This is a genomic window from Ramlibacter sp. PS4R-6 (genome assembly GCF_037572775.1).
In the GTDB taxonomy this organism is placed as follows: domain Bacteria; phylum Pseudomonadota; class Gammaproteobacteria; order Burkholderiales; family Burkholderiaceae_C; genus Ramlibacter.
The window spans coordinates 444,229-468,009 of sequence record NZ_JBBHKA010000001.1 but is presented as its reverse complement, the minus strand read 5'-3'; the positions used below and the strand labels follow the sequence as shown (position 1 = coordinate 468,009).

Genomic DNA, 23,781 nt, shown 5'->3' with positions numbered 1-23,781 from the left:
AGCCAATGCGCGCGGAAGAGGCACATGCGCCGGATAATGCGCCCATGTCCCAACTCGAAGCGCTGCGGCAGCACACCACCGTCGTCGCCGACACCGGCGACTTCCGGCAGCTCGCGCAATACCGCCCGCAGGACGCCACCACCAACCCCTCCCTCATCCTCAAGGCGGTGCAGAAGCCCGAGTACGCGCCGCTGCTGAAGGACACCGTCACGCGCTTCAAGGCGAAGCCCGTCGACGAGCAGATCGACCGGCTGATCGTGCGCTTCGGCTGCGAGATCCTGTCGCTGATCCCCGGGCGCGTGTCCACCGAGGTCGACGCCCGCCTGAGCTTCGACACCATGGCTTCGTTCACGCGGGCCGAGCGGATCATCGAGCTGTACCAAGCAGAAGGCGTGCCCGCCGACCGCATCCTGATCAAGGTTGCGGCCACCTGGGAGGGCATCCGCGCCGCCGAGATGCTGGAAAAGCGAGGCATCCACACCAACCTGACGCTGCTGTTCTCCTTCGTGCAGGCGGTGGCCTGCGGCGAGGCCAAGGTGCAACTGATCTCGCCCTTCGTCGGCCGCATCTACGACTGGTACAAGAAGGAAGCCGGCGCCAAGTGGGACGAGGCAGCCAATGCCGGCGCCAAGGATCCGGGCGTGCAGTCGGTGCACCGCATCTACAACTACTACAAGCATTTCGGCGTCGCCACCGAGGTGATGGGCGCGAGCTTCCGCAACAAGGGCCAGATCGTGGCGCTGGCCGGCTGCGACCTGCTCACGATCAGCCCGGAGCTGCTCGGGGAACTCTCGGCTTCGAACGAGCCCGTCCCACGCGCGCTGGACCCCGAGGCCGCCAAGCGCCTGGACCTGGTGCGCGCGCACTACGACGAGCCGCATTTCCGCTTCGCCCTGAACGAGGACGTGATGGCCACGACCAAGCTGTCGGAAGGCATCCGCACCTTCGTGGCCGACGCAATCAAGCTGCAGACGCTGATGCAGGAGACGGCGGCATGATCGCCGGGCTGTCGCGCCCGCACTGCGACCGCACGCAGGCCTGGCAGCTGCTGCGCCAGCACTACGCGCAGCAAGGCCGCGTGTTCGACCTGCGCGAGGCCTTCCGTTCGGATCCGAAGCGCGTGGAGGAATTCAGCCAGCAGGCGCCGCACGTGTTCGCCGACCTGTCGAAGAACCTGGTGGATGCGCACGTGCGCTCGCTGATGTACGAGCTGGCGCGCGAATGCCTGTTCGAGCGCCACCGCGATGCGATGTTCGCGGGGCAGCCGGTGAACAACACCGAGAACCGCGCGGTCAAGCACTGGCTGTTGCGCTCGCCGAAGGGCGCGAGCAGCGACCCGGATGCACGCGCCGTCCACGACACGCTCGATGCGATGCTGGGCTACGCCGAGCGCATCCGCGCCGACGGCGCGATCACCGACGTCGTCAACATCGGCATCGGCGGCTCGGACCTCGGACCGCAGATGGCGGTGGCTGCGCTGGCGGAGTTCACCGCGCCGGGCAAGCGCTTCCACTTCGTCTCCAACGTCGATGGCCATGAGCTGGCGGCGGTGCTGGCGCAGCTCAAGCCCGAAGCCACGCTGTTCCTCATCGCGTCCAAGACCTTCACGACGGTCGAGACGATGACCAATGCGCGTTCGGCCAAGGCCTGGTTCGAGCAGCGCGGCGGCAAGGACATCGCCCGCCACTTCGCGGCGCTGACGACCAACGTCGAAGCCGCGCGCCAGTTCGGCATCGCCACCACCTTCGGCTTCTGGGACTGGGTCGGTGGGCGCTACTCGATGTGGTCGGCCATCGGCCTGCCGATCGCGATCAGCATCGGCGCGCAGGGCTTCCGCCGCATGCTGGCCGGCGCGCATGCGATGGACGAGCACTTCCGCACCGCGCCCATCGCGGCGAACCTGCCCGCGCGCCTGGGCCTCCTGGACGTCTGGTACCGCGACTTCCACGCCTTTGCCAGCCGCTGCGTGGCGCCGTACCACAGCGCCCTGCGCCGCTTGCCCGCTTACCTGCAGCAGCTGGAGATGGAGAGCAACGGCAAGCGCGTCGACGCGCAGGGCCGCGCGCTGTCGGTCGCGACCTCGCCGGTGGTGTGGGGCGAGCCCGGCACCAACGGCCAGCACGCCTACTTCCAGATGCTGCACCAGGGCACGGACGTCATCCCCGTCGAATTCATCGCGGTGAAGGGCGCCGCGCACGCCCTGGCGGGCCACCACGAGCAGCTGCTGGCCAACGCGCTGGCGCAGGCGCAGGCGCTGATGCAAGGCCAGGGCGATGCCGGAGGCCACAAGGACTTCCCCGGCAACCGCCCCAGTACCTTCTTCGTGCTGGACCGGCTGGACCCGGAGAGCTTCGGCGCGCTGGTGGCGATGTACGAGCACCGCGTGTTCACCAGCGGCTCGATCTGGGGCATCGACAGCTTCGACCAGTGGGGCGTGGAGCTGGGCAAGGTGCTGGCCAAGGACATCGCGCCGCGGCTGCAAAGCGGCGAGGTGCAGGGCCTGGACCCGTCGACGGCGGGCCTGCTGCAGCGGCTGCGCTAGTGCTTGTGCGTCGCGCCTGAATGCGGCGCGCGCGGCGCGGCTTCCGCTGCCGCGACCTCGACGGTGCCCCGCATGCCGGCCTCGTAGTGCCCGGGCACCAGGCAAGCCATCTCCAGCATCGCCGCCTGCTGGAACGTCACCACCAGCTCGCCCGTGGCGCCGGGCGCAACCGTGATGGCTGCCGCGCCATGCGTGTGCTCCTTGCCGGCGCGCATCGCCTGCGCGTGGTCCCGGATGGCGGCCGTGTCGCCGATGACCAGCTCGTGGGCGACGCGGCCGGCGTTGCGCGCCACGATGCGCAGCGTCTCGCCGGGCTTCACCGCGATCGCCGCCGGCGTGAACCGCATCGTGTCGTCCATGACGACCTCCACGCTGCGCGTGACGACCTGGGCCACCGCGCCCCGCGGCGATCCCTCGTGGGCATGGCCGGTCTGTGCTTCCTGCGGCCGGCCTTCGAGCCACTGCCATGCCGCGGCGCTCGCGCCGGACACGAGGAGGGTGCCGGCGAGCACATAGGCGGCAACCGTGCGGCCCAGGGCCTGGCGCTCGCCCATGAACAATGCGGCGGCGGAGAGCGCGAAACCCAGCGGCACGACCCAGCTGCTGCGTGCCGGCGAGTCGGGAAAGTGCTGCAGCCCGCCGGTGAAGAATCCCAGGCCGATGGACAGCAAGGTGCCCCACAGCAGGGTGCGGGCAAGGCTCGTCTCGTCGCGGTCGACGGCCAGGCGGTGTTCCATCCAGGCGCCGGCGACGAACAGCGCGATGCCGGCGGCGGCCGTCCACAACGAGCGCTCGCCGCTGAAGAAGCCGTGGTTGACCGCCCCGGAAATGAAGCTGATCCCGGAGTAGCGAAGGAGCATGGCCACGTGGTGGCGCTGGAAAGAAACAGTCATGTGCGGGATGCTAGACATTGCCACGGTGGGAAGGTCAAGCCCCGCGCGCACCCCTTGCGCTGGCGCGGCAGCGCGTCATACTCCGCAGCGGTTCGATCCGAACCGACTCACGACTGGAGGGGCACGATGGACGAAGCAGTGGTCGAAAGTGCGGGCGCGAGCGGACGCCGCTCGGTGGATGCCGGCCGGGGCCTGGCCTGGTGGACGGAGGCCTGGGGGCTGTTCATGAAGAATCCCGGCATGTGGCTGGTGTTCGGCGTGATCTTCTTCGTGGGGTGCGCGGTGCTCGGCTTCATCCCCGTGATCGGCGGGATCGCCGCGGCGGTGCTGGCGCAGGTGATTGCCGGCGGCTGGATGCTGAGCGCGCACAAGCTCGATGGCGGCGGCACGCTGGAACTCAACGACCTGTTCTCGGGCTTCAAGGACAAGCTCAACCCGCTGCTGGTGCTGGGCGCGGTGGCCATCGTCGCCACGCTCATCATTGCCGCGGTGATGTTCGTCCTGGGCGCGGGCGCGGTCATGGGCATCATTGCGGGCGGCGCGAACCGCAGCGGCTCCGGCATGCTGGCCGGTGCGGGCTTCGGGCTGCTGGCCTTGATCGTCTGCCTGGGCCTGAGCTTCGTCTTCGCGATGGCGTTCTGGTTCGCGCCGGCGCTGGTCGTGCTGCGCGGCGTGGAGCCGGTGGCAGCGCTCAAGCAAAGCTGGTCGGCGACGGTCGCCAACCTGGCGGCGTTCGTCGTCTTCGGCGTGCTCTGGATCGTGGCCGCGGTCATTGCGTCGATCCCCTTCGCGCTGGGCTGGCTCCTGCTGGTACCGCTGACGATGCTGGGGATGTACGCGTCGTTCCGCGACGTCTTCGGACAGGCGTAAAAAAAGGGCCCCGAGGGGCCCTTTTCGATGGCGGATGCGCCGGACTTACATGTCCATGCCGCCCATGCCGCCCATGCCACCCATGCCGCCGCCCATGCCGCCGGCAGGCGCTTCGTCCTTCGGCGCTTCGGCGACCATGGCTTCGGTCGTCAGCATCAGCGACGCGACGGACGCCGCGTTCTGCAGCGCGGTGCGCGTGACCTTCGTCGGGTCCAGGATGCCCATCTCGATCATGTCGCCGTAGGTGTCGTTCGCGGCGTTGAAGCCGAAGTTGCCCTTGCCTTCCAGCACGCGGTTGATCACGACGCTGGCTTCGCCGCCGGCGTTGTAGACGATCTCGCGCAGGGGCGACTCGACGGCCTTCATCACCAGCTTGATACCGGCGTCCTGGTCGGGGTTGGAGCCCTTGAGCTCGCCCACGGCCTGGCGGGCGCGCAGCAGCGCCACGCCGCCGCCGGCCACGATGCCTTCTTCAACGGCGGCACGGGTCGCGTGCAGCGCGTCTTCGACGCGCGCCTTCTTTTCCTTCATCTCGACTTCGGTGGCGGCACCGACCTTGATCACGGCAACACCGCCGGCCAGCTTGGCCACGCGCTCTTGCAGCTTCTCGCGGTCGTAGTCGCTGGTGGCTTCCTCGATCTGCACGCGGATCTGCTTGACGCGCGCTTCGATGTCGGCGCCGGCGCCCGAGCCGTCGATGATGGTCGTGTTTTCCTTGCCCACCTCGATGCGCTTGGCCTGGCCCAGGTCGGCCAGCGTCACCTTCTCGAGCGTCAGGCCCACTTCCTCGGCGATGACCTTGCCGCCCGTCAGGATGGCGATGTCTTCCAGCATGGCCTTGCGGCGGTCGCCGAAGCCCGGCGCCTTGACTGCCACGACCTTCAGGATGCCGCGGATGGTGTTGACCACCAGCGTGGCGAGCGCTTCGCCTTCGACTTCCTCGGCGATGACCAGCAGCGGACGGCCGGCCTTGGCGACCTGCTCCAGCACGGGCAGCAGTTCGCGGATGTTGCTGATCTTCTTGTCGAACAGCAGCACGAAGGGGTTGTCGAGGACGGCGCTCTGCTTCTCGGGGTTGTTGATGAAGTAGGGCGACAGGTAGCCGCGGTCGAACTGCATGCCTTCGACGATGTCGAGCTCGTTGTCGAGCGACTTGCCGTCTTCCACCGTGATCACGCCTTCCTTGCCGACCTTGTCCATCGCCTTGGCGATGATCTCGCCGATGGATTCGTCGGAGTTGGCGGAGATGGAGCCGACCTGGGCGATTTCCTTGCTGGTGGTCGTGGCCTTGGAGGCCTTCTTCAGCTGCTCCACCAGGCCCGTGACGGCCTTGTCGATGCCGCGCTTGAGGTCCATCGGGTTCATGCCCGCGGCCACGTACTTCATGCCTTCGCGGATGATGGCTTGCGCGAGGACCGTGGCGGTCGTCGTGCCGTCACCAGCGTTGTCGCTGGTCTTGGAAGCGACTTCCTTGACCATCTGCGCGCCCATGTTCTGGAGCTTGTCCTTCAGCTCGATTTCCTTCGCGACCGACACACCGTCCTTGGTGACGGTGGGGGCGCCGAAGGAGCGCTCGAGCACCACGTTGCGGCCCTTGGGGCCCAGGGTGACCTTGACCGCGTTGGCCAGGATGTTCACGCCATCGACCATGCGGGCGCGGGCGTCACCGCCGAAAACGACGTCTTTAGCTGCCATGTGATTGACTCCTTGAGTGTTGGTTTACTTTTCGACGACCGCGAACAGGTCGTCTTCCTTCATGACGAGGAGCTCGTCGCCATCGACCTTGACGGTCTGGCCGCTGTACTTGCCGAACAGCACGCGGTCGCCCACCTTGATGTTCAGGGCGATGAAGTCGCCGTTCTTCTCGTTGCGCTTGCCGGGGCCGACGGCGAGCACTTCACCCTGGTCGGGCTTCTCGGCGGCGTTGTCGGGGATGACGATGCCCGAGGCGGTCTTCGTCTCGTTTTCCAGGCGCTTGACGATCACGCGATCGTGCAGGGGGCGAAGTTTCATGGCTTCTCCTTGGTTCTCTCTAATGAAGGACATCAAAAAGCGCCAACGATCCGGGGAAAGTTAGCGCCAATTAACTGAGTACGCCCCGGGGCTGCGAGCCAACTCGGCTGTTAGCACTCGGTTGCGGCGAGTGCCAATGATAAGGCTTTTTGGGGAGGTTTCAAGTGATGCGCCTACAGATCGCTGCGGTCGCGTCCCGCAGCGGAAGAGCTGGGGTCAGTCGCCGGGGCGCCCCCCCGGCGCGCTAGTCGCCGAAGGAGAAGGTGAACACGGTGGGCCCGCCGTCGCGGGAATGCGCGCGGATCCAGCCGCCATGGCGCTCCAGCAGCCGGCGTACCACGGCGAGGCCGACGCCCGTGCCGGGATAGGCGGGGTCGCAGGTGACGCGGTGGAAGGGCTCGAACACCGACTGCGCCTTCGCCAGCGGGAAGCCGATGCCGTTGTCGGTGACCATGAAAGCGCCATCCGAATCAAGCGCGACTTGCACCAGCGGGTCCGGTGCCAGCGCGGAATACTTCAAGGCGTTGCCGACGAGGTTCACCAGCACCTGCCGCGCCAGCGCGGGGTCGGCGTGCACCAGCGGCAGCTCGCTCACGATGACGCGCGTCGCGGGGTAGGCCGGGCGCAGCTCGCGCAGCACCTCCCGCACCAGTTCGTCGATGGCCACCGGCTGCTTGCGCAGGCTGATGCGGTCGGCGCGCGCCAGCGCCAGCAGGTCGTCCAGCAGGCGCTCCATCTGCGCCGCCGCGGCGATCACGCGGCGCAGGCGCGAGCGCCCCTGCTGCGACAGCTCGCCCGCGTCGTTCAGCTCGATGGCCCGCGCGAAGCCCGAAATCGACTGCAGCGGCGCGCGCAGCTCGTGCGCCACCGTGTAGGTGAACGCATCGAGTTCTTCCACCCGCGCCTGGAGCTGCGCGGTGCGGCGCTCGAGATCGGCCGCGGGATCGAAAGTTGGTGTCATGGCAGCCACTTGGTGCGATGATGCGGCGCCACAAGGGGCCGGATTGTTCCCTTGGGCACAGTCGGGCCGGTCCGCGCCGCGAATGTGCCCTTGCGGACATTCGCGCCCGGGCCACGAGGAGCGAGATGGCACCGAAGCGTCCGGAGTACGCGCGCATCCGGCTGGCGTTCGCCGCCAGCGCGCACTTCCGCGACCTGCCGGCTGCCACGCTCGATGCGCTGGCCGAAGCCGCGACGCTGCGGCACTGCGAAACCGGCGGCCTCCTGCACGAGGCGAACACGCCGCTCGATACGTTCTGGGTCGTGGTCGAAGGCTCGCTGCTCATGTGCTGCCTGAACACGCGCGGCGAGCGCATCCCCGTGGGCATCCTCGGGCCCGGCAGCTTCTACAGCGCCGCCTTGCTCGTCGAAGGCGGCGGGGTGCCCGTCACCGAGTGCCGCGCCGAGCGCGACACGGTCGGCGCGGCGATTCCCGTCGCACGCCTGCAGCAACTGGTGCGCGAGCTGCCGGCGCTGCGTGAGTTGTTCCCGAAGCTGCTCCTCCACCGTTTCCAGGCTGCATTGACCTTCTACGCCGACGCGGTTTCGGCGTCGCTGCGTGACCGGCTCGCGCGCCGTCTCATGAGCCTCGTCGTCGTTTCCGGCCACATGCCCGCGCGCGAAGAGGTGGAACTGCGCGCCTCGCAATCCGACCTGGCCGCGCTGCTCGGCGCCAGCCGCTCCAAGCTCAATGCCGAATTGCGCTCCCTCGAAGCCGACGGCGTGCTGCGCCTCGGTTACCGCCGCATCTACGTGCGCGACGCCCACAAGCTGGCCGACCTGGCGGGCGGGCCCGTGATGCTGATCTGAGCTGGCCATAATGGCCGCGTGACTTCCCTCGTTCCCCTCATCGAGACCATGCGCGGCGGCACGCGCGAGAACGTTCACTTCGGCGCCGTCGCCGTGTGCGACACGCGCGGCCGCGTGCTGGCGTCGGCCGGCGACGCGCAGTGGCTGACCTTCACGCGCTCCACGCTCAAGGCGATGCAGGCGCTGTCTTTCATGGAGTCGGGCGGCGCACAGGCGTTGCGCTTCACCCCGCCGGAGCTCGCGCTGATGTGCGCCAGCCACAACGGCGAGCCGGTGCACGTGGAAACGGCGCAGGCCATGCTGGACAAGGCGGGCCTGACGTACAAGCGCCTGCGGTGCGGCTGCCACGTGCCGTACTACGTCGAGCAGGGCGTCGGCCCGGCGCCCGCGCACATCGACGAGCGCATGCACAACTGCAGCGGCAAGCATTCGGGCTTCCTCGCGCACTGTGTCCACAGCGGCTGGGACGTGGCCACCTACCTCGAGCCGGCGCACCCGCTGCAGCAATCCGTGCGCGCGCACGTTGCGCGCGCCGCGGGGCTGGACGCATCGCAGATGAAGATGGGCATCGACGGCTGCTCGGCGCCCAACTACGCGATGCCGCTGACGGCGCTGGCGCGCTCCTACGCCCGGCTGGCCAGCGGCGAGCGCGACGGCGAGTTCGGCGCGAGCTTCGCGCAGCTGGCGGCGGCGATGACGGCACATCCGCACCTGGTCTCCGGCACCGGCCGCAACGACCTGGCCTTCATGCAGGCGGGCCGCGGCGACTGGGTCACCAAGGTCGGCGCCGAGGGCGTGCAGGTGTTCGCGAGCGCCAGCCGCGGCGAAGCCTTCGCCATCAAGGTTTCCGACGGCAACAAGCCGGCGCTCTACGCCGCGACGGTGGAAGTGCTGGCGCAGCTTGGCTGGCTCGACGACGCCCAGCGCGAGGCGCTGCGCCCGTGGCGCGGCGAAGACATCCCGAGCATCCGCGGCGACGTCGTCGGTGCGCGCCGCGCGGTGTTCAAGCTAAGCGCGTCATCGCGCTGAAACCGGGCATCGCGCCGCTGGCGAAGCCGGGGCCGGCAAGCGAGCCCAGCGCGATCTTCCCGCCGTCGATCTTCAGGCGCACGGCGCCGTGGGTGCGCTCGTACACGTCGGGATGCGCATCGAGGAAGACCTGCTGCTCCTCGCGCGATTGCGCGGCCAGGCCGTTCACGTAGTAGTGGCCGTTGCGCTCGACGTGCGTGACGCCCAGCAGGTTCACCAGCGCCAGGTCCTGCTGCACCGACAGGCCGGCCTGCGTCGTGAGGTCCTCGGCCGACAGGAAGTAACCCGGGCCCCATTGCCGGCAGCGCGCGGCGTTGAGCACCGACTTGTAGAAGCCCTTGCAGGTCTTGGACGACACGCCCGCATAGCCGCGCTCGCGTGCCTGCACGAAGGTGTCGAGCTCGCCATCGCTCTCGTCGACGATCACCGGCTTGCCCAGCTTCGCATCGCGCAGGTCGACGTCCAGCGCCACCTTGCGCGCGATCGGCTGCTCGATGAAGAGGATGGATTGCCACAGGCGTGCGAGCGAGGGGTGCGTGCGGATGGCGTCGACCAGCTGCGCGACGCCCTGGGCGTCGGCGTACTGCTCGTTGCCGTCGAGCGACGCGAAGTAGGGCTCGCGAGCGCGGTCGAGTACTTGCGCGATGGCTTCGAGACGTGCCACGTCGGCCTGCAGGTTGCCGCCGACCTTCAACTTGAAGTAGCGGTGGCCCCACGCGGCGATCACTTCTTCCAGTGTTTCGGGAAGGCCGTCGTTCACGCGCTCCGTGAGGTCGGCCGCGGTGATCGCGTCGACCATGCCGACCGTGTGGCGGGCCTCGATGGTGGCCGCGGGCCGCAGCGACGACAGGAACGCACCGAAGTCGAAGCCGGCGAACTCGCGCCGCTCGCCGCCGATGCCCGGGAGGTTGGCCCGCATCGCTTCGTAGAACGACACGCCCTGCAGGCGGCACAGTGCGTCGAGCACCGCGCGGTCGATGAGCGCGGGGCCGTAGGCCGCCAGCAGCGGGTTGTAGCCCTGCGCCGCGCCGGCGGCCATCTGCGCGTCGTGATGGCGCGCGAAATGGCCAAAGGCCGTCGCGGCGCCCGCATCCGACAGGTAGGCGTCGCGCGCGAGGCGCAGCGTGCCGCGCAGCTGCTCGAAGTTCTGCTCGTTGGTCAGCTGCAGGTTCTTGTCGAACCACTTGGGCGCCATCATCTCGGCGGCCGCGCCCCAGCCGCTTGCGCCGCCTTCGGTCTCGATGCGGGCGCGCACGAAGGCCTGCGGGCAGTCGCGCAGCGTCACCACGCCGAAGCGGAAAGGCAGGCGCAGGTGCACCGGCCGCTCGTACAGCTCGATCTCGCGGATGCGCAGCTTCATGCCAGTGACCGTTCGATGCCGAGCAGGTAGTCGATCGCAAAGGCGGCGCAGCCCGGGCCGTCGGGCACGTAATCGAAAGGCTCGACCGCGACGATGCCCCGGTAATCCACGTCGCGCAACGCACGCAGGATCGGCTCGAAGTCCATCTCGCCCTGGCCCGGCGCGCGCCGGTTGGGATCGTTCGCCTGCACGTGCGCGACGTGACCCGACGGTATCCAGCGACGGATCAGGTCGGCAACGGAATCCATCTCCACCTGGCCGGCGGCGCTGCAATCGATCATCGTCCGCAGACCCGGCGAATTCACGTGGTCGACGATGCGTACCGCTTCCGCCACCGAGTTGACGAGGTCGGTCTCGCGAGTCGACAGGGGCTCCACGCAATACACCAGCCCCAGCGACGCCGCAACCGGCGCAATCTGCGCGAAACAGTCCGTCGCACGCGCAAGCGCCGCTTCCTTCGTCGAGCCTTGGGGAACGGAGCGCTGCTTGGGAGAGCCGTGAACGAGGTAGCTGCCGCCAAGCGCCGCGCACAATTCCGCGAGCCGCTTCATCACGCCAACCGTGCGCGCCCGCAGCGCGGCGTCCTCGCTGACGATCGACAATCCCGCCGGCGCGACCAGCAGCCAGTGCAGCCCGCAGATCGCCAGGCCCGCGTCATCCGCCATGCGACGGAACTGTTCGGCCTGTCCATCGGTGATGGTCGTCGGATCTTCCGCGAGGGTGAACGGCGCAACCTCGAGCCCGTCATACCCGAGTTTGGCCGCTGCGGCGCATTGCTCCGCAAAGCCGAGCGGCGCGAGGACTTCGTTGCAAAGCGCGAAACGCATCAGCCCGCTCGGCGCACGAAGAGGGATTTGATCCCGCCCAGCGTGGCGTCCTTCGCCCGCACGACGGCTCGCTTGAACGGCGGCACATACAGCAGGATGGTGAAGATCGTCACGATGGCGAACGCCAGCGCGATCGGCCGCGTGAAGAACGGCGCGATGCTGCCGTCCGACAGCACGAGGCCGCGGCGCAGGCTCTTGTCCAGCAGCGGGCCGAGCACGAGGCCCAGCACCAGCGGTGCCATCTCATAGCCGCGCCGGCGCAGGAAGAACGCGCCGACGCCGATGGCCATCATGATGTACACGTCGAACAGGCGCGATGCGGTGGCGAACGCGCCGACCAGGCACAGCAGGTACACGATGGGCATCAGGATGTTGCGCCGCACCTTCAGCACGTGCAGCAGCGGGCGCACGCCGAACAGGCCGAAGAGAAGGATGGTGAACGTGGCCAGCGTCGTCATCGCCACCATGTGGTAGATGAAGTGCGGGTGCGTGATCATGAGCATGGGCCCCGGCTGCACGCCGTGGATGATCATCGCGGCCATCAGCACGGCGGAAGGCGCGGAGCCCGGGATGCCGAGCGCCAGGCACGGAATGATGTGGCCCGGGATCGACGACATGTCGCCCGTCTCAGCCGCCATCAGGCCGTCGATGGAACCCTTGCCGAATTTCTCGGGCTCGTCGCTCAGGGCCTTGGCGGCTGCGTACGACATCCACGCGCCCGCGTCTTCGCCCACACCGGGCAGCAAGCCCGTGCCCACGCCGATGATCCCCGAGCGCAGCACCGTCCACTTGTACTGGATGATCTCGGCCCAGCGCGGCAGGACCGAATCCTTCAGGTCTGCGATCCGGCGCTCGATGGGATCCGCGAGCGTCGACAACACTTCCGCGAGCCCGAACGCGCCGACAAGCGCGGGTATCAGCGCGATGCCGCCGGCAAGTTCGTCCCAGCCGAACGTGAACCGGTTGTATGCGTACAGGCTCTCCTGCCCGACCTGCGCGAGGAAGAGGCCGAGCAGGCCCATCAGCCAGCCCTTGAGCGCGTCGCCACCGACGATCGAGCCGGACATCGTCACGCCGAAGAGCGACAGCCAGAAGAATTCGAACGCGCCGAACGACAGCGCGACCTCCGCCAGCAGTGGCGTGAACAGCGCGAGGCAGACCACGCCGATCAGCGTGGACACGAACGCGCCCGACGTCGCGATGCCGATCGCGCGGCCCGCCTGGCCTTGCTTGGCAAGCGCGTAACCGTCGGCGCACGACGCCGCATTGGCCGCCGTGCCGGGGATGTTCAGCAGGATCGCCGTGCGCGAGCCGCCGTACAGCGCCCCGACGTACGAACACACGAGGACCAGGATGGCCTGGTTCGCTTCGAGCTTGATCGTGAGCGTGGTCAGCAGCGCGATCGCCAGCGTTGCGGACAAGCCGGGCAGGATGCCCATCACGATGCCGACGAATGCGCCGCCCAGCCCGTAGAGCAGCGTCATCGGGTTCATGAAGCTGAGGTACGCGTTGCCGAGGTCGGCGAGTCCCGAGAACATGGCTGTGGAAACCGGGGTTAGGGCAGGCGCACCAGGAACAGGTCCTGGAACACCACTTGCGTGATGACGGATGCGAGCACGCCGATGACGACGGCCTTGGCCCACAGCTTTGGCGTCAGGCGGCGCTCTTCAGGGTCGCGGCTCATGCGCTGCAGGATGAGGATGCTGCCCGTGATGAAGATCGCCGAGGCCAGCCAGAACGGCAACCCATGGCCGACGAGCACCACGGAGTACACCGTCACCAGCACGACGACGGACCACACGCGCTTGCGCACCTCCCACTGGTGGGCCGTGAACGGTTCGCGCGGATGTTCGAACGCGCCGCGCCGCCAGCTCCGGATGGCGACCACACCGCCCACCAGCATCATCGCGATGCCGAGGAAGCCCGGCAGCAGGCCCGGAATGGTGTACGGGTTGATGTTCTGCGCTTCGAGGCGGTCCATGGTGATGGACCCCACGAGCACCGCAAGGCCGAACACCACCCAGCCGACTCCTTGCCAGAAGTCGGAGCGCGGGGTGATGTCCTCTTCTTCGTCGGAGCCGGGGTTTTCGGCTTGCGGCTCGGTGATCACGGCTTCGGGATGCCGACGGTGTCCGGCGCCACCTTGGTCTTGCCCGCGGCGTGCAGGTTCCACGCGTTCGCCTGGACCGCCGGGAATACTGCCTTCTGCGCGGCGTCACCCGACGTCGGGTTGAAGAGCGCACCGCGGCTTTGCGCATACTTCTTGAGCGCTTCGCTCTTCGCGATGGTGTCGGTCCAGATCTTCTCGACGGTCTTCACCACGTCGTCGGGCACGCCCTTCGGGATGAAGATGCCGAAGTAGTTGGCGGGCGCCGTGAAACCGGGGATCGTTTCGGAAAGCGGCGGGATGCGGCCGTAACCTTCGAGCTCGACGGCCTTGTCGCTCACGGTGGCCAGCGGGCGCAGGCGCTTGCCGCGGATCATGTCGGCCTGCTCGACGGCCAGCTGCGTCGTCGCATCGGCTTCGCCGGCCACGGTCGCCACGACCGCGGGGTTGCCGCCGTCGTACGAGACTTCCTTGTACTTCGCGCCGGTGGCCTTGACGATGAAGTCCATCGCGTTGTGGCCGGCGGACGTGACGCCCGCGGTGGCGACGCTGATCTGGCCAGGCCTGGCTTTCAGGTCGTCGATGAACTGCTTGGCGTTCTGCCACGGCCGCGTGGGGTTCACGCCGATCACCTGGATGTTGGCGACCGACAGGAACAGGTGCCAGTCCTTGATGTCGGTGGCGACCGAGCCGAGCGATTGGTACGCGCCCAGGTCCTGCGCGGCGCCCGCGGTCCAGGTGTAGCCGTCCTTCGGAGCATCCATCGCGCTCTTGGTGCCGATGGCGCCGGAAGCACCGGGCTGGTTGACGATCACGATGGTCTGGCCGAGCTGCTTTTCCATCTCGGCCGCGGCCACGCGCGTGACCTGGTCGGTGGAACCGCCGGCAGCCCACGGCACGATCAGGTTGATGGGGCGCGTGGGCTTCCACTGCGCCATGGCCGGCGTGGCGAGGGCGAACGCGGCGACGGCCGCACCGAATACCTGGATGAATTGGCGCTTGCGCATGTTGTCTCCTGTTTAATTCACCAAACGGTTAATTGCGTCACTTTACGGGCTGGCCGCGCCGGTTGTCAACGCGGGGAACACTAGGCGAGCCACCGCTCGCGGTGGGCCGCCACGAAGTCGTCGTCCACCAGGTGCGGGTAGTCGCGCTGCACGCGGCTGAGTTCCGCCGCCTGGCCCTCGCTCAGGCCCTCCAGCGGGTCCAGGCACCAGGTGCCCTGCAGCAGGCCCTGGCGCCGCAGCACCTCGTGGCAGCCGGCGATGCAGCCGTGGAAGTCGTGCGCCACGTCGAACAGCGCGGCATTGCAGTCGGTGACCTGCGCGTCCAGCGCGAGCATCTCCGGCGACAGCGGCCCGGCCGCGACCTCGCGGTGGATGCGCTCCAGCAGGTCGACGGCGCGCTTCGTCCACACGCTCCAGTGGCCGAGCAGGCCGCCGCGGATGCGCACCGTGACCGGCCGGCCTTCGCGCATGAAGGTGAAGGGCACGGCGAGGTCCAGCACGATGTGGTCGTCGTTGCCGGTGTAGAGCGTCACGCGGTCCTCAGCGCGCGCCTGGACGACGCCGCGGATCACGTCGAGCGTGCGGTAGCGGTTGAACGGCGCCATCTTGATCGCGACGACGTTGTCGATCGCGGCGAAGCGCCGCCAGAACGAAGCGGGCAGGTGGATGCCGCCGACGGCGGGCTGCAGGTAGAAGCCGACCACCGGCATCACGTCCGCCACGGCGCGGCAATGCGCGACGAGTTCGTCCTCGCTCGCGCCCTTCATCGCCGCGAGGCTGAGCAGGCCCGCGTGGTAGCCCAGGCCTTGCGCCAAGGATGCTTCGCGCACCGCCTGCGCGGTCTTGCCTGCGAGGCCGGCGACCATGAAGAGCGGGCGCTTGCCGCCGATGGGCGTCCACTCGCGCGCCGTTTGCATGGCGAGCTCCAGCACCGGCTGGTACAGGCCGACGTCGCGGATCGCGAACTGCGTGGAATGCACGCCGACCGCCACGCCGCCGGCGCCGGCGTCGAGGTAGTAGCGCGTCATCGCGCGCTGGCGGCGCGTGTCGAGCTTGCGTTCGCCATCCAGCGCGAGCAGGTGCGCGGGAATGACCGAACCGCGGCGGAGCACCGCCAGGCTGTCTTCGGGAATGTCTTGCCAGTGCATCTCAGTACTTCCCGTCGCGCGCTTCGTAGTGCGTGGGCTTGCCCAGGCTCTTGCCACCGCGCTGCACCCAGTCGGCGGTCCAGTCGAGCATCGTGTCCAGCGTGACCTGCGGCGGGCCGAACAGGCGGTACGCCTCGCTCGAATCGATCAGCCAGGCCGTCGGCGCCTCGGCTCCGGTGAGGACGGGCGCGATGCCCAGCCTTTGCCCCAGCGCGACGGCGACGTCGCGGATGCGGATCTTCGGCCCGCTGAGGTTCAGCGGCGACGTCGGCGCGGTGCAGTGCGCCAGCGACCGCAGCGTCCAGTCGTTGGCCTCGCCCTGCCAGATCACGTTGGCGTAGCCCATGGCTAGGTCGATCGGCTCGCGCGCGATCACCTTTCGCGCGACGTCGTGCAGCACGCCGTAGCGCATGTCGATGGCGTACGACAGGCGGATCAGGCGGCCGGGCGTGTCGTAGGCATGCGAGAAGTGCTCGAACATGCGCTCGCGCGCGACGCAGGAGTTCGCGTACTCGCCGGGCGGCGCGGTAGGCGGCACGTCCTCCTTCGCGCCTTGCGTGTCGACGCCCACGAAGGGGTACACGCAGGCCGTGGAGAAAGCGACGATGCGCGAGCGCGGGAAGCGCTCCGCGACCAGCGCCGGCACGTGCGCGTTCATCGCCCATGTCAGCCACTCGCTGCCGGTGGAGCCGAACTTGCGGCCCGCCATGTAGACGATGTTGGGCACGTCGGGCAGTCGCGCGAGGGCCTCGCGCGAGAGCAGGTCGGCGGCGATGCACTCGACGCCGTGCGCCTGCAGCTGCTCGCGCAAGCCCGGTTCGCTGAAGCGTGCCACGCCGATCACGCGCTTGCCCGGGGCCGCACGCCTGGCCATGCGCGCGAGCGTCGGCCCCATCTTGCCGCCGACGCCCAGCACCATCAGGTCGCCGGCAACCCTCTGCAGGTCCGCGACAAGGCCCGGGGAGGGCGTGCTCATCACGTCCTCGAGCCGAGCGACGTCTTCGAAGCAGGAAGGAAGGCTCATCGGTACTTCTCGGGTGGGAAACCGCACTTTAACCAGTTGGTGAATTGCGGTGTGTGCGGCGAACCCGTACGCGGTGCCGCCGCACAGTCCGACTTCTGCGGCGGGGCGCGGCCGCTAGGGTCGAGCCATGGCGCGAGAACACAAGGATGCGGGAGCCGGGATGCCCGCGGAAGAAAGTTCACTTAGGCCCGACGACGGCTTCGTGCGGGTGCGCGGCGCCCGCGAGCACAACCTGAAGGACGTGGACGTCGCGATCCCGCGCGACGCCATCGTCGTCTTCACCGGCGTGTCGGGGTCGGGCAAGTCCTCGCTCGCCTTCGGCACCCTGTATGCCGAGGCGCAGCGCCGCTACCTCGAATCGGTGTCGCCGTATGCCAGGCGGTTGATCGACCAGGCCGGCGTGCCCGACGTCGATTCCATCGAAGGGCTGCCGCCGGCGGTCGCGCTGCAGCAGGCGCGCGGCACGCCCAGCGCGCGCTCGTCGGTGGGCAGCGTGACGACGATCTCCTCGCACCTGCGCATGCTGTACTCGCGCGCCGGCAGCTATCCCGCGAAGCAGCCGATGCTCTACGCCGAGGACTTCTCGCCCAACACGCCGCAGGGCGCGTGCCCGCGCTGCCATGGCCTCGGGCGCATCTACGACGTGACCGAGAAAGGCATGGTGCCGGACCCCTCGCTCACCATCCGGGAACGCGCGATCGCGGCTTGGCCACCGGCCTGGCACGGCCAGAACCTGCGCGACATCCTGGTCACGCTGGGCTACGACGTCGACACGCCGTGGAAGGACCTGCCGAAGAAGGACCGCGAGTGGATCCTGTTCACCGACGAGACGCCGACGGTGCCGGTCTACCCGGGCTTCACGCCCAGGGAAACGCGCGCGGCGTTGCGCCACAAGACCGAGCCCGCGTACATGGGCACCTTCACCGGCGCGCGCAACTACGTGCTGCAGACCTTTGCGACGACGCAGAGCGCGCTGATGAAGAAGCGTGTGTCGCGCTTCATGGAAGCGGCCTGGTGCCCCGTGTGCCACGGCAAGCGCCTGAAGCCCGAGGCGCTCTCGGTGAAGTTCGCGGGCTACGACATCGCGGAGATCTCGCAGCTGCCCCTGTCGCGGCTGGCCGAGGTGCTGCGGCCCGTGGGGCGGGGCGAGATGCACGGCCACACGGGCGGCGCGGTGCTCGACCGCGCGAGTGCGCGCGAAGCGGTGCGCCACCGCGTCGCAGGCGGAGGCTCGGCGCACGCGGGCGCGCCGGACGTGCGCCGCACCCCGAATCTTTCCGAAGAGAAGGTGATGGCCGCGCAGCGCCTGGCGCGCGAACTGCTCACGCGCGTCGCGACGCTGGAACAGCTCGGTCTGGGCTACCTGTCGCTTGACCGCAGCACGCCCACGCTCTCGCCCGGCGAGCTGCAGCGCCTGCGCCTGGCGACGCAGCTGGGCTCGCACCTGTTCGGCGTGGTGTACGTGCTCGACGAGCCGTCCGCGGGCCTGCACCCGGCCGATGGCGAGGCGCTGCTCGAATCTCTGCAGCGCCTGAAGGCCGCGGGCAACACCATCTTCATCGTCGAGCATGACCTGTCGGTGATGCGCCGCGCCGACTGGCTGGTCGACGTCGGCCCCGACGCCGGCGAGAAGGGCGGCCGCATCGTCTACAGCGGCCCGCCGGCAGGACTCGCCGACGTCGAAGCCTCACGCACCCGCGCGCACCTGTTCGGCCACGAACGCCCGCCGCCGCGCGAACGCATCGCGCCGCGTGACTGGTTGCGGCTGGAAGGCGTTTCGCGCAACAACGTGCAGAAGCTCGACGTCGCGTTCCCGCTCGGCTGCTTCACGGTCGTGACGGGTGTCTCCGGCTCCGGCAAGTCCAGCCTGGTGAGCCAGGCGATGGTGGACCTCGTGACCGCGCACCTGGGCGTCAAGCCCGATGCGCCGGAGGCGGTCGAGGCCGAAGTCCTCGAGAGCCTGGACACGGCCGCGCCGAGCGAGGGCCGCATCGCGGCGGGCGCCGATCGCATCCGGCGGCTCGTGCAGGTCGACCAGAAGCCGATCGGCCGCACGCCGCGCTCCAACCTCGCGACCTACACGGGCCTGTTCGATGCCGTGCGCAAATTGTTCGCGGCGACGCCGGCCGCGCGCCGCCGCAAGTACGACGCCGGCCGGTTCTCGTTCAACCTGCCCAAGGGCCGCTGCGACACCTGCGAAGGCGAGGGCTTCGTGTCGGTCGAACTGCTGTTCATGCCCAGCGTCTACGCACCGTGCCCGCAATGCCACGGTGCGCGCTACAACGAGGCGACGCTGCAGGTCGACTGGAACGGCAAGAACATCGCCGAGGTGCTGCGCATGACCGTGGACGAAGCGGCGCAGTTCTTCGCCGACGAGCCCGCCATTGCGCGGCCGCTGGCGGTGCTGCAGCAGATCGGGCTGGGCTACCTGCGCCTCGGGCAGCCGGCGACCGAACTGTCCGGCGGCGAGGCGCAGCGCATCAAGCTGGCGACCGAGCTGCAGCGCATGCAGCGCGGCGACACGCTGTACGTGCTGGACGAGCCCACGACGGGACTGCACGCGTGCGACGTCGACCGGCTGATGAAGCAGCTGGCCACGCTGGTGGCCGCGGGCAACACGCTGGTGGTGGTCGAGCACGAGATGCGCGTGGCCGCGCAGGCCGACTGGGTGATCGACTTCGGGCCCGGCGCGGGCGCCGAAGGCGGGCGCATCGTCGCGCAGGGGCCGCCCGAAAAAGTTGCGGCTGCCAAAGGCAGCCGCACCGCATCCTATCTCGCCGAGTGCCTGAAGTCGCTGAAGTAAGACACTGGGCCCCGGCCTGCGCCGGGGCGGCGACCTTCGCTGCGCTCAGGTCGCCGGCTTGTCGCTCAGGTCCTTGAGGTTCTGCTTCAGCTCCGCCGGCATCGGCATGTTCACCACGATGTTGTTCGGCGGGATGGGCGACATGAACCACTTGTTGTACAGGCGCTCGAACTGTCCGTTCTTCATCATGTCGCCGATGACCTTGTTCACCAGCGCCTGGAACTTCGGGTCGTCCTTGCGCAGCATGCAGGCGTAGGGCTCGACCTGGATCGAGTCGCCCACCACCTGCCACGCCGCGGGCGTCTTGGCCGTGGCGATCAGGCCGAACAGCAGGATGTCGTCCATCGCGAAGGCGACGGCGCGGTCGGCCTCGACCAGCAGCATCGAATCGGAATGGTCCTTGCCGAAGATCACCTCGGTCTTCAGGGCCTTGTCGGCGATGTACTTGCGCATCACCTGCGCGTTGGTCGTGCCGGTGGTGGTCGAAATCGTCTTGCCGTTCAGGTCGGCGTAGTTGTTGATGCCCGAGGTCTTCTTGGTCAGCAGCCGCGTGCCCGTGTAGAAGTGGTTGATGGCGAACTGCACGTCCTTGCCGCGCGTGCTGTTGTTGGTGGTCGAGCCGCATTCCAGGTCGATCGTGCCGTTCACCAACAGCGGGATGCGGTTGGCAGACGTGACCGACTGCCACGCGACGTCGACGTTCTTGCCGATCGCGCGCTTCACTTCGGCGGCAATGGCTTCCGACATCTCCACGGCCAGGCCGGCCGGCTTGCCGGCGCCGACTTCGTAGCTGAAAGGCACGGACGATTCGCGGTAGGCGAGCGTCATCTTGCCGCTGTCGGCGATCTTCTTGAGCGTGTCCGATTGGGCCCAGGCGCCCGCCGCCGCGACGACCATCACCGCGGCCAGCACCGATTTCTTCATCTGCATGGGTCTTCTCCTTGAAAGCGCGCATCGTAGTGGCAGCGCGACTTTGTGGGAAGCGCGTAGGCCGATTGACAGCTGCGCGTGGCACAGTCCGTGGCTCAGCCATTTTCATTACGCCCACCATGACGCTCCACCGCCGAGACTTCATCGCCGCCAGCGGCGCGCTCCTCGCGGGCGCCTTGCACGCCCGTGCCCATGCCCAAGGCCAGTGGCCGTCCAAGCCGGTGCGCTTTGTCGTGCCGTTCGCGCCGGGCGGCAGCTCCGAGATCATCGCGCGCTCGGCAGCGGGCGAGCTGACCAAGTCGCTCGGGCAGAGCGTGTTCGTCGACAACAAGCCCGGCGCCTCGGGGAACATTGCGATGTCCGAAGTGGCGCGCGCCGACGACCAGCACACGATCATCCTGGGGCACATCGGCACGCTGGCCGTGAACCCGTACATGTTCGACAAGCTGCCCTACGACGCCAACAAGGATTTCAAGCCGGTGAGCCTGCTGGCCAAGGTGCCCAGCCTCTATGTCGTGCACCCCAACGTGCCGGCGAAGAACCTCAAGGAGTTCGTCGAGCTCGCCAAGAAGAAGCCGGGCCAGCTCAACTACGGCTCCGCCGGCAACGGCAGCGCGGGCCACCTCGCCTTCGAGTACCTGAAGATGACCACCGGCATCTTCGTGCTGCACGTGCCGTACAAGGGCACCGGCCCGCAGCTCACCGACCTGCTGGCCGGCCGCCTCGATGCGGCGTCGGTGGGTGCGTCGGCGATCCTGCAGCACATCAAGGCCGGCAAGCTGCGCTGCATCGCGACCGGATCGACGCAACGGCTGCCGCAGCTGCCCGACGTGCCGACGGTCGCGGAGCAGGGCTACCCCGGCTTCGAGATGACGCAGTGGTACGGCATCCTGGCGCCGGCGAGCATGGCCCAGGCCAACATCGACAAGCTCGCGGCCGAAACCACCAAGGCCATGCGCTCCTCGTCGGCTCTGGAGCGCCTGAACCAGGACGCCGCGCAGTCCGTGGGCAGCACGCCGCAGCAGTTCGCCGCCTTCATCGCGCAGGAACAGAAGCGCTGGAAGGCCGTGGTCGAGCGTGCGCACATCAAACCCGAGTGACCGCCCGTAACTTCTGCGGCTGAGGCAGATACAGCTGTCGTCCGTGCGCGACATGCCTGGGGCCGCTCCCGTCGCCCGATAAACACAGCCCTGCCTCAGCGGCAGGCTTGATGAGCCAAGGCTCGCCGCGCTTTCCCGCTCAGTTGCGCGGTGCGCGCCGCTACCGCCTGCGCGCGACAAATTCCACACGCATCTGCCGCGCGGCGCTCAGCAATTCGAAACGAACGTAGGCCGCTTCGCAGTCGCGTTGTCGGACTTCTCCTACTACAGTGCATCGCTTCCGCTGAGGCAGTACCGGCTCAGCGTCACGACGCAGTCCCGGTCGCATCCCTGTCTCGGCGCAACCCGCACTTACGAGTTGTCGAACATGAGACGTCGCCAGATCCTTTCCTCCCTTCCGGCCGCAGCCGCGCTCACCCTCGTGGGTTGCGGCGGCGGTGGCGGGGGAGGCAGCACCGCCAGCGCCGCGAGCGGCGGCACCCCGACCGGCTCGACCGGTGTCGTGGAGACCACCACGCCGCAGACGGGCACGACCGGCTCGACCGGCACGCCCGCAACCACCACCGGGGGCACCACCACCGCTTCCGGCAGCGGCTACGCCTTCGGCTCGCGCAAGACGCCGTACGCCGCCGGCATCCTGCCCTCGCAGAGCAACGCCGCGATGGACGCGATGCTCACCGCGCACTACGACCGGTGGAAGGCGGCGCGCGTCGTCGCGGCCGACTCCATCGTCGCCGGCGGCTACGCCGTGAAATTCTCCGACGCCACCTTCCTGTGCGTCTCCGAGGGCATGGGCTACGGCATGTTGCTCGCCGTGCTGTTCGCCGGGCACGACCCCAACGCGCAGCAGCTGTTCGACGGCCTGTTGGCGGTGGTGCGCACGCGCTACGCATATGGCAACGCGACCTACGACGCGCTGGGCAAGTACCTGATGGATTGGCGCCTGTATGCCAACGGCGCCTCCGGCGGCGAAGGCTGGAACGCCGTGGACGGCGACCTCGACGTCGCGATGGCGCTGCTGATGGCCGACCGTCAGTGGGGCTCCGGCGGCAAGTGGAACTACCTGCAGGAAGCGAAGAACACCATCGCCGCGATCAAGGCGATCTGCATGCGCAGCGACGGCACCACCAAGGGCCTGCGCACCGCCGACGTGAGCCGCACCTCCGACTACATGGTCGGCCACTTCCGCGCGTTCGCGAAGGCCACCGGCGACTCGTTCTGGAACACGGCGATCGACCGCTCGTATGCCTTGGCGACGCTGATGCAGACGACCTTCTCGTCGGCCGGCCTCATGCCCGACTTCATCGTGGGCACGGACACGGCGACGCCGATCCCCTCGCCCGGCTTCCGTGGCGACGGCAACGCCAACGAAGACCGCTACTGGTGGAACGCCTGCCGCAACCCGTGGCGCTTCTCCTCCGACTACCTGCTGTCGGGCGATGCGCGCTGGAAGACCGTGACCGCGCGCATGATCGATTTCTTCCGCTCGTCCTCGGGCGGCGACCCGATGAACATCGGCACGGGCTACTACCTCAACGGCACGATGGCCACCGGCGGCCAGAGCCCGGCGTACCACGGGCCGATCTGCGCCGGCGCGTGCATCGACGCGCAGTACCGCCCCTTCCTCGACGCGATGTGGACGTGGAACGCGAAGAACCTGATCACCGGCTACTACGACGGCGAGCTGCAGCTGCTGTCGCTGGTGGTGGCGTCGGGGAACTGGTGGTCTACAGCCTGACGCGCACCGCGACCACTTCGGCGTTGGCGCATTCCACATCGCCCTGCAGGACGCGGCAGGCGACGGTGAAGCGCTTTTCGCTGCGGTCGACCACGCGCGCCCGCAGCTCCAGCGGCTGGTCGACTTTCGCGGGCTTGAGGTAGTTGACCGCCAGCCGGGCGGTCACGACCGCCGGGCTCTGCTCGATGGGGATCCCGGCGTCGCGGCAGTGCGTGGCCATCGCGGTCCACATCGAATGGCAATCGATGATGGAGGCGATGGTGCCGCCGTAGACGATGCCGGGATGGCCGATGTGGTGCGGCGGCGGCTGCCAGCGGCACACCACGTCGTCGCCCTCGACCTGGCTCTTGATCTGCAGGCCCAACGGGTTGAGCGACCCGCAGCCGAAGCAATGGACTTTCAGGACGTCCTGGAGCGCGCGGCCTTCCATAGCGGGGTCCCTCCTGGGGTGCGAGTGTGCCTGACCGCAAAGCCAGAGTCGCGCCTCTAGAGCGGATGCGTGAATACCCTGTGCGGCCCGCCCGGCCCGGGGGCCTACGATTCTCGTTCCGAAAAGCGAACGACCGTTCGCTTTTGTTTTC

General features: G+C 68.6%; 21 protein-coding genes. 8 read left to right on the top strand and 13 right to left on the bottom strand.

The features are described from left to right. Nucleotides 1-44: 44 nt before the first annotated feature. Nucleotides 45-998 (top strand): transaldolase, encoded by a 954-nt coding sequence (gene tal, locus WG903_RS02250; RefSeq protein WP_340072570.1) that lies wholly within the window; start codon nt 45-47, stop codon nt 996-998. Continuing rightward, on the top strand, nt 995-2,542 hold the full coding sequence (gene pgi, locus WG903_RS02245) for a glucose-6-phosphate isomerase (protein ID WP_340072569.1): 1,548 nt from the start codon (nt 995-997) through the stop codon (nt 2,540-2,542). The genes tal and pgi overlap by 4 nt, the downstream gene beginning before the upstream one ends. Here the strand turns inward: pgi and WG903_RS02240 are convergent. Next, complete coding sequence (locus WG903_RS02240; RefSeq protein ID WP_340072568.1) at nt 2,539-3,435, bottom strand: cupredoxin domain-containing protein; 897 nt, start codon at nt 3,433-3,435, stop codon at nt 2,539-2,541. The genes pgi and WG903_RS02240 overlap by 4 nt on opposite strands. A 126-nt stretch (nt 3,436-3,561) precedes the next feature. Here WG903_RS02240 and WG903_RS02235 point away from each other — a divergent pair, with 126 nt between their 5' ends. Beyond that, entirely contained in the window at nt 3,562-4,305 is a 744-nt protein-coding gene (locus WG903_RS02235) for a BPSS1780 family membrane protein (RefSeq protein ID WP_340072567.1), read from the top strand. 45 nt (nt 4,306-4,350) lie between these two features. On the opposite strand, the gene groL is transcribed toward WG903_RS02235, so the two are convergent. The 3 genes from groL to WG903_RS02220 form a co-directional block, all read right to left on the bottom strand. Further along, entirely contained in the window at nt 4,351-6,000 is a 1,650-nt protein-coding gene (groL, locus tag WG903_RS02230) for a chaperonin GroEL (protein ID WP_340072565.1), read from the bottom strand. A 24-nt stretch (nt 6,001-6,024) separates the two neighbouring features. Beyond that, entirely contained in the window at nt 6,025-6,318 is a 294-nt protein-coding gene (locus tag WG903_RS02225; RefSeq protein ID WP_200786432.1) for a co-chaperone GroES, read from the bottom strand. Nucleotides 6,319-6,562: 244 nt separating this feature from the next. Beyond that, nucleotides 6,563-7,279 (bottom strand): sensor histidine kinase, encoded by a 717-nt coding sequence (locus WG903_RS02220; protein WP_340072564.1) that lies wholly within the window; start codon nt 7,277-7,279, stop codon nt 6,563-6,565. Between the two features lie 125 nt (nt 7,280-7,404). On the opposite strand from WG903_RS02220, the gene WG903_RS02215 reads away from it, so the two are divergent. Further along, complete coding sequence (locus tag WG903_RS02215; protein WP_340072563.1) at nt 7,405-8,127, top strand: Crp/Fnr family transcriptional regulator; 723 nt, start codon at nt 7,405-7,407, stop codon at nt 8,125-8,127. Nucleotides 8,128-8,145: 18 nt separating this feature from the next. Beyond that, nucleotides 8,146-9,156, top strand: coding sequence for an asparaginase (locus WG903_RS02210; protein ID WP_340072562.1), 1,011 nt, complete (start codon nt 8,146-8,148; stop codon nt 9,154-9,156). Here the strand turns inward: WG903_RS02210 and WG903_RS02205 are convergent. The 7 genes from WG903_RS02205 to WG903_RS02175 all read right to left on the bottom strand — a co-directional run bounded on the left by WG903_RS02205 (nt 9,131) and on the right by WG903_RS02175 (nt 16,629). Then, entirely contained in the window at nt 9,131-10,516 is a 1,386-nt protein-coding gene (locus WG903_RS02205) for an enolase C-terminal domain-like protein (protein ID WP_340072561.1), read from the bottom strand. The genes WG903_RS02210 and WG903_RS02205 overlap by 26 nt on opposite strands. Then, nucleotides 10,513-11,343 (bottom strand): sugar phosphate isomerase/epimerase family protein, encoded by an 831-nt coding sequence (locus WG903_RS02200; RefSeq protein ID WP_340072560.1) that lies wholly within the window; start codon nt 11,341-11,343, stop codon nt 10,513-10,515. Before WG903_RS02200 ends, WG903_RS02205 begins: the two co-directional genes overlap by 4 nt. Then, a complete protein-coding gene (locus tag WG903_RS02195) occupies nt 11,343-12,881 on the bottom strand; it encodes a tripartite tricarboxylate transporter permease (RefSeq protein WP_340072559.1) in 1,539 nt (512 codons plus the stop codon). Before WG903_RS02195 ends, WG903_RS02200 begins: the two co-directional genes overlap by 1 nt. A gap of 17 nt (nt 12,882-12,898) precedes the next feature. Beyond that, the gene (locus WG903_RS02190; protein ID WP_340072558.1) at nt 12,899-13,453 is read right to left on the bottom strand and encodes a tripartite tricarboxylate transporter TctB family protein; all 555 of its coding nucleotides are present in this window, start codon (nt 13,451-13,453) and stop codon (nt 12,899-12,901) included. Beyond that, nucleotides 13,450-14,457: a Bug family tripartite tricarboxylate transporter substrate binding protein gene (locus tag WG903_RS02185; protein ID WP_340072557.1), complete on the bottom strand. Its 1,008-nt coding sequence runs from the start codon at nt 14,455-14,457 to the stop codon at nt 13,450-13,452. Before WG903_RS02185 ends, WG903_RS02190 begins: the two co-directional genes overlap by 4 nt. Nucleotides 14,458-14,537: 80 nt before the next feature. After that, nucleotides 14,538-15,605, bottom strand: a complete 1,068-nt coding sequence (locus tag WG903_RS02180) for a dihydrodipicolinate synthase family protein (protein WP_340072556.1) — start codon at nt 15,603-15,605, stop codon at nt 14,538-14,540. 1 nt (nt 15,606) lies between these two features. Then, nucleotides 15,607-16,629 (bottom strand): NAD-dependent epimerase/dehydratase family protein, encoded by a 1,023-nt coding sequence (locus WG903_RS02175; RefSeq protein ID WP_340072555.1) that lies wholly within the window; start codon nt 16,627-16,629, stop codon nt 15,607-15,609. Between the two features lie 160 nt (nt 16,630-16,789). Between WG903_RS02175 and WG903_RS02170 the strand changes: the two genes are divergently transcribed. Further along, nucleotides 16,790-19,432, top strand: a complete 2,643-nt coding sequence (locus WG903_RS02170; protein WP_340072554.1) for an excinuclease ABC subunit UvrA — start codon at nt 16,790-16,792, stop codon at nt 19,430-19,432. 45 nt (nt 19,433-19,477) lie between these two features. Here the strand turns inward: WG903_RS02170 and WG903_RS02165 are convergent, their stop codons facing one another. After that, a complete protein-coding gene (locus tag WG903_RS02165) occupies nt 19,478-20,362 on the bottom strand; it encodes an amino acid ABC transporter substrate-binding protein (RefSeq protein ID WP_340072553.1) in 885 nt (294 codons plus the stop codon). A gap of 119 nt (nt 20,363-20,481) precedes the next feature. Between WG903_RS02165 and WG903_RS02160 the strand changes: the two genes are divergently transcribed. Beyond that, a complete protein-coding gene (locus WG903_RS02160) occupies nt 20,482-21,462 on the top strand; it encodes a Bug family tripartite tricarboxylate transporter substrate binding protein (RefSeq protein WP_340072552.1) in 981 nt (326 codons plus the stop codon). A 367-nt stretch (nt 21,463-21,829) separates the two neighbouring features. After that, nucleotides 21,830-23,200, top strand: coding sequence for a glycosyl hydrolase family 8 (locus tag WG903_RS02155; protein WP_340072551.1), 1,371 nt, complete (start codon nt 21,830-21,832; stop codon nt 23,198-23,200). On the opposite strand, the gene WG903_RS02150 is transcribed toward WG903_RS02155, so the two are convergent. Next, on the bottom strand, nt 23,190-23,630 hold the full coding sequence (locus WG903_RS02150) for a PaaI family thioesterase (RefSeq protein WP_340072550.1): 441 nt from the start codon (nt 23,628-23,630) through the stop codon (nt 23,190-23,192). The two genes, WG903_RS02155 and WG903_RS02150, sit on opposite strands and share 11 nt — an antisense overlap. Nucleotides 23,631-23,781 lie beyond the last annotated feature (151 nt).

Bases quoted from the DNA above. Each gene is read 5' to 3' on its own strand.
- tal (WP_340072570.1), top strand. From the start codon at position 45: ATGTCCCAACTCGAAGCGCTGCGGCAGCACACCACCGTCGTCGCCGAC.
- pgi (WP_340072569.1), top strand. From the start codon at position 995: ATGATCGCCGGGCTGTCGCGCCCGCACTGCGACCGCACGCAGGCCTGG.
- WG903_RS02240 (WP_340072568.1), bottom strand. From the start codon at position 3,435: ATGACTGTTTCTTTCCAGCGCCACCACGTGGCCATGCTCCTTCGCTAC.
- WG903_RS02235 (WP_340072567.1), top strand. From the start codon at position 3,562: ATGGACGAAGCAGTGGTCGAAAGTGCGGGCGCGAGCGGACGCCGCTCG.
- groL (WP_340072565.1), bottom strand. From the start codon at position 6,000: ATGGCAGCTAAAGACGTCGTTTTCGGCGGTGACGCCCGCGCCCGCATG.
- WG903_RS02225 (WP_200786432.1), bottom strand. From the start codon at position 6,318: ATGAAACTTCGCCCCCTGCACGATCGCGTGATCGTCAAGCGCCTGGAA.
- WG903_RS02220 (WP_340072564.1), bottom strand. From the start codon at position 7,279: ATGACACCAACTTTCGATCCCGCGGCCGATCTCGAGCGCCGCACCGCG.
- WG903_RS02215 (WP_340072563.1), top strand. From the start codon at position 7,405: ATGGCACCGAAGCGTCCGGAGTACGCGCGCATCCGGCTGGCGTTCGCC.
- WG903_RS02205 (WP_340072561.1), bottom strand. From the start codon at position 10,516: ATGAAGCTGCGCATCCGCGAGATCGAGCTGTACGAGCGGCCGGTGCAC.
- WG903_RS02200 (WP_340072560.1), bottom strand. From the start codon at position 11,343: ATGCGTTTCGCGCTTTGCAACGAAGTCCTCGCGCCGCTCGGCTTTGCG.
- WG903_RS02195 (WP_340072559.1), bottom strand. From the start codon at position 12,881: ATGTTCTCGGGACTCGCCGACCTCGGCAACGCGTACCTCAGCTTCATG.
- WG903_RS02185 (WP_340072557.1), bottom strand. From the start codon at position 14,457: ATGCGCAAGCGCCAATTCATCCAGGTATTCGGTGCGGCCGTCGCCGCG.
- WG903_RS02180 (WP_340072556.1), bottom strand. From the start codon at position 15,605: ATGCACTGGCAAGACATTCCCGAAGACAGCCTGGCGGTGCTCCGCCGC.
- WG903_RS02175 (WP_340072555.1), bottom strand. From the start codon at position 16,629: ATGAGCCTTCCTTCCTGCTTCGAAGACGTCGCTCGGCTCGAGGACGTG.
- WG903_RS02170 (WP_340072554.1), top strand. From the start codon at position 16,790: ATGCCCGCGGAAGAAAGTTCACTTAGGCCCGACGACGGCTTCGTGCGG.
- WG903_RS02165 (WP_340072553.1), bottom strand. From the start codon at position 20,362: ATGCAGATGAAGAAATCGGTGCTGGCCGCGGTGATGGTCGTCGCGGCG.
- WG903_RS02160 (WP_340072552.1), top strand. From the start codon at position 20,482: ATGACGCTCCACCGCCGAGACTTCATCGCCGCCAGCGGCGCGCTCCTC.
- WG903_RS02155 (WP_340072551.1), top strand. From the start codon at position 21,830: ATGAGACGTCGCCAGATCCTTTCCTCCCTTCCGGCCGCAGCCGCGCTC.
- WG903_RS02150 (WP_340072550.1), bottom strand. From the start codon at position 23,630: ATGGAAGGCCGCGCGCTCCAGGACGTCCTGAAAGTCCATTGCTTCGGC.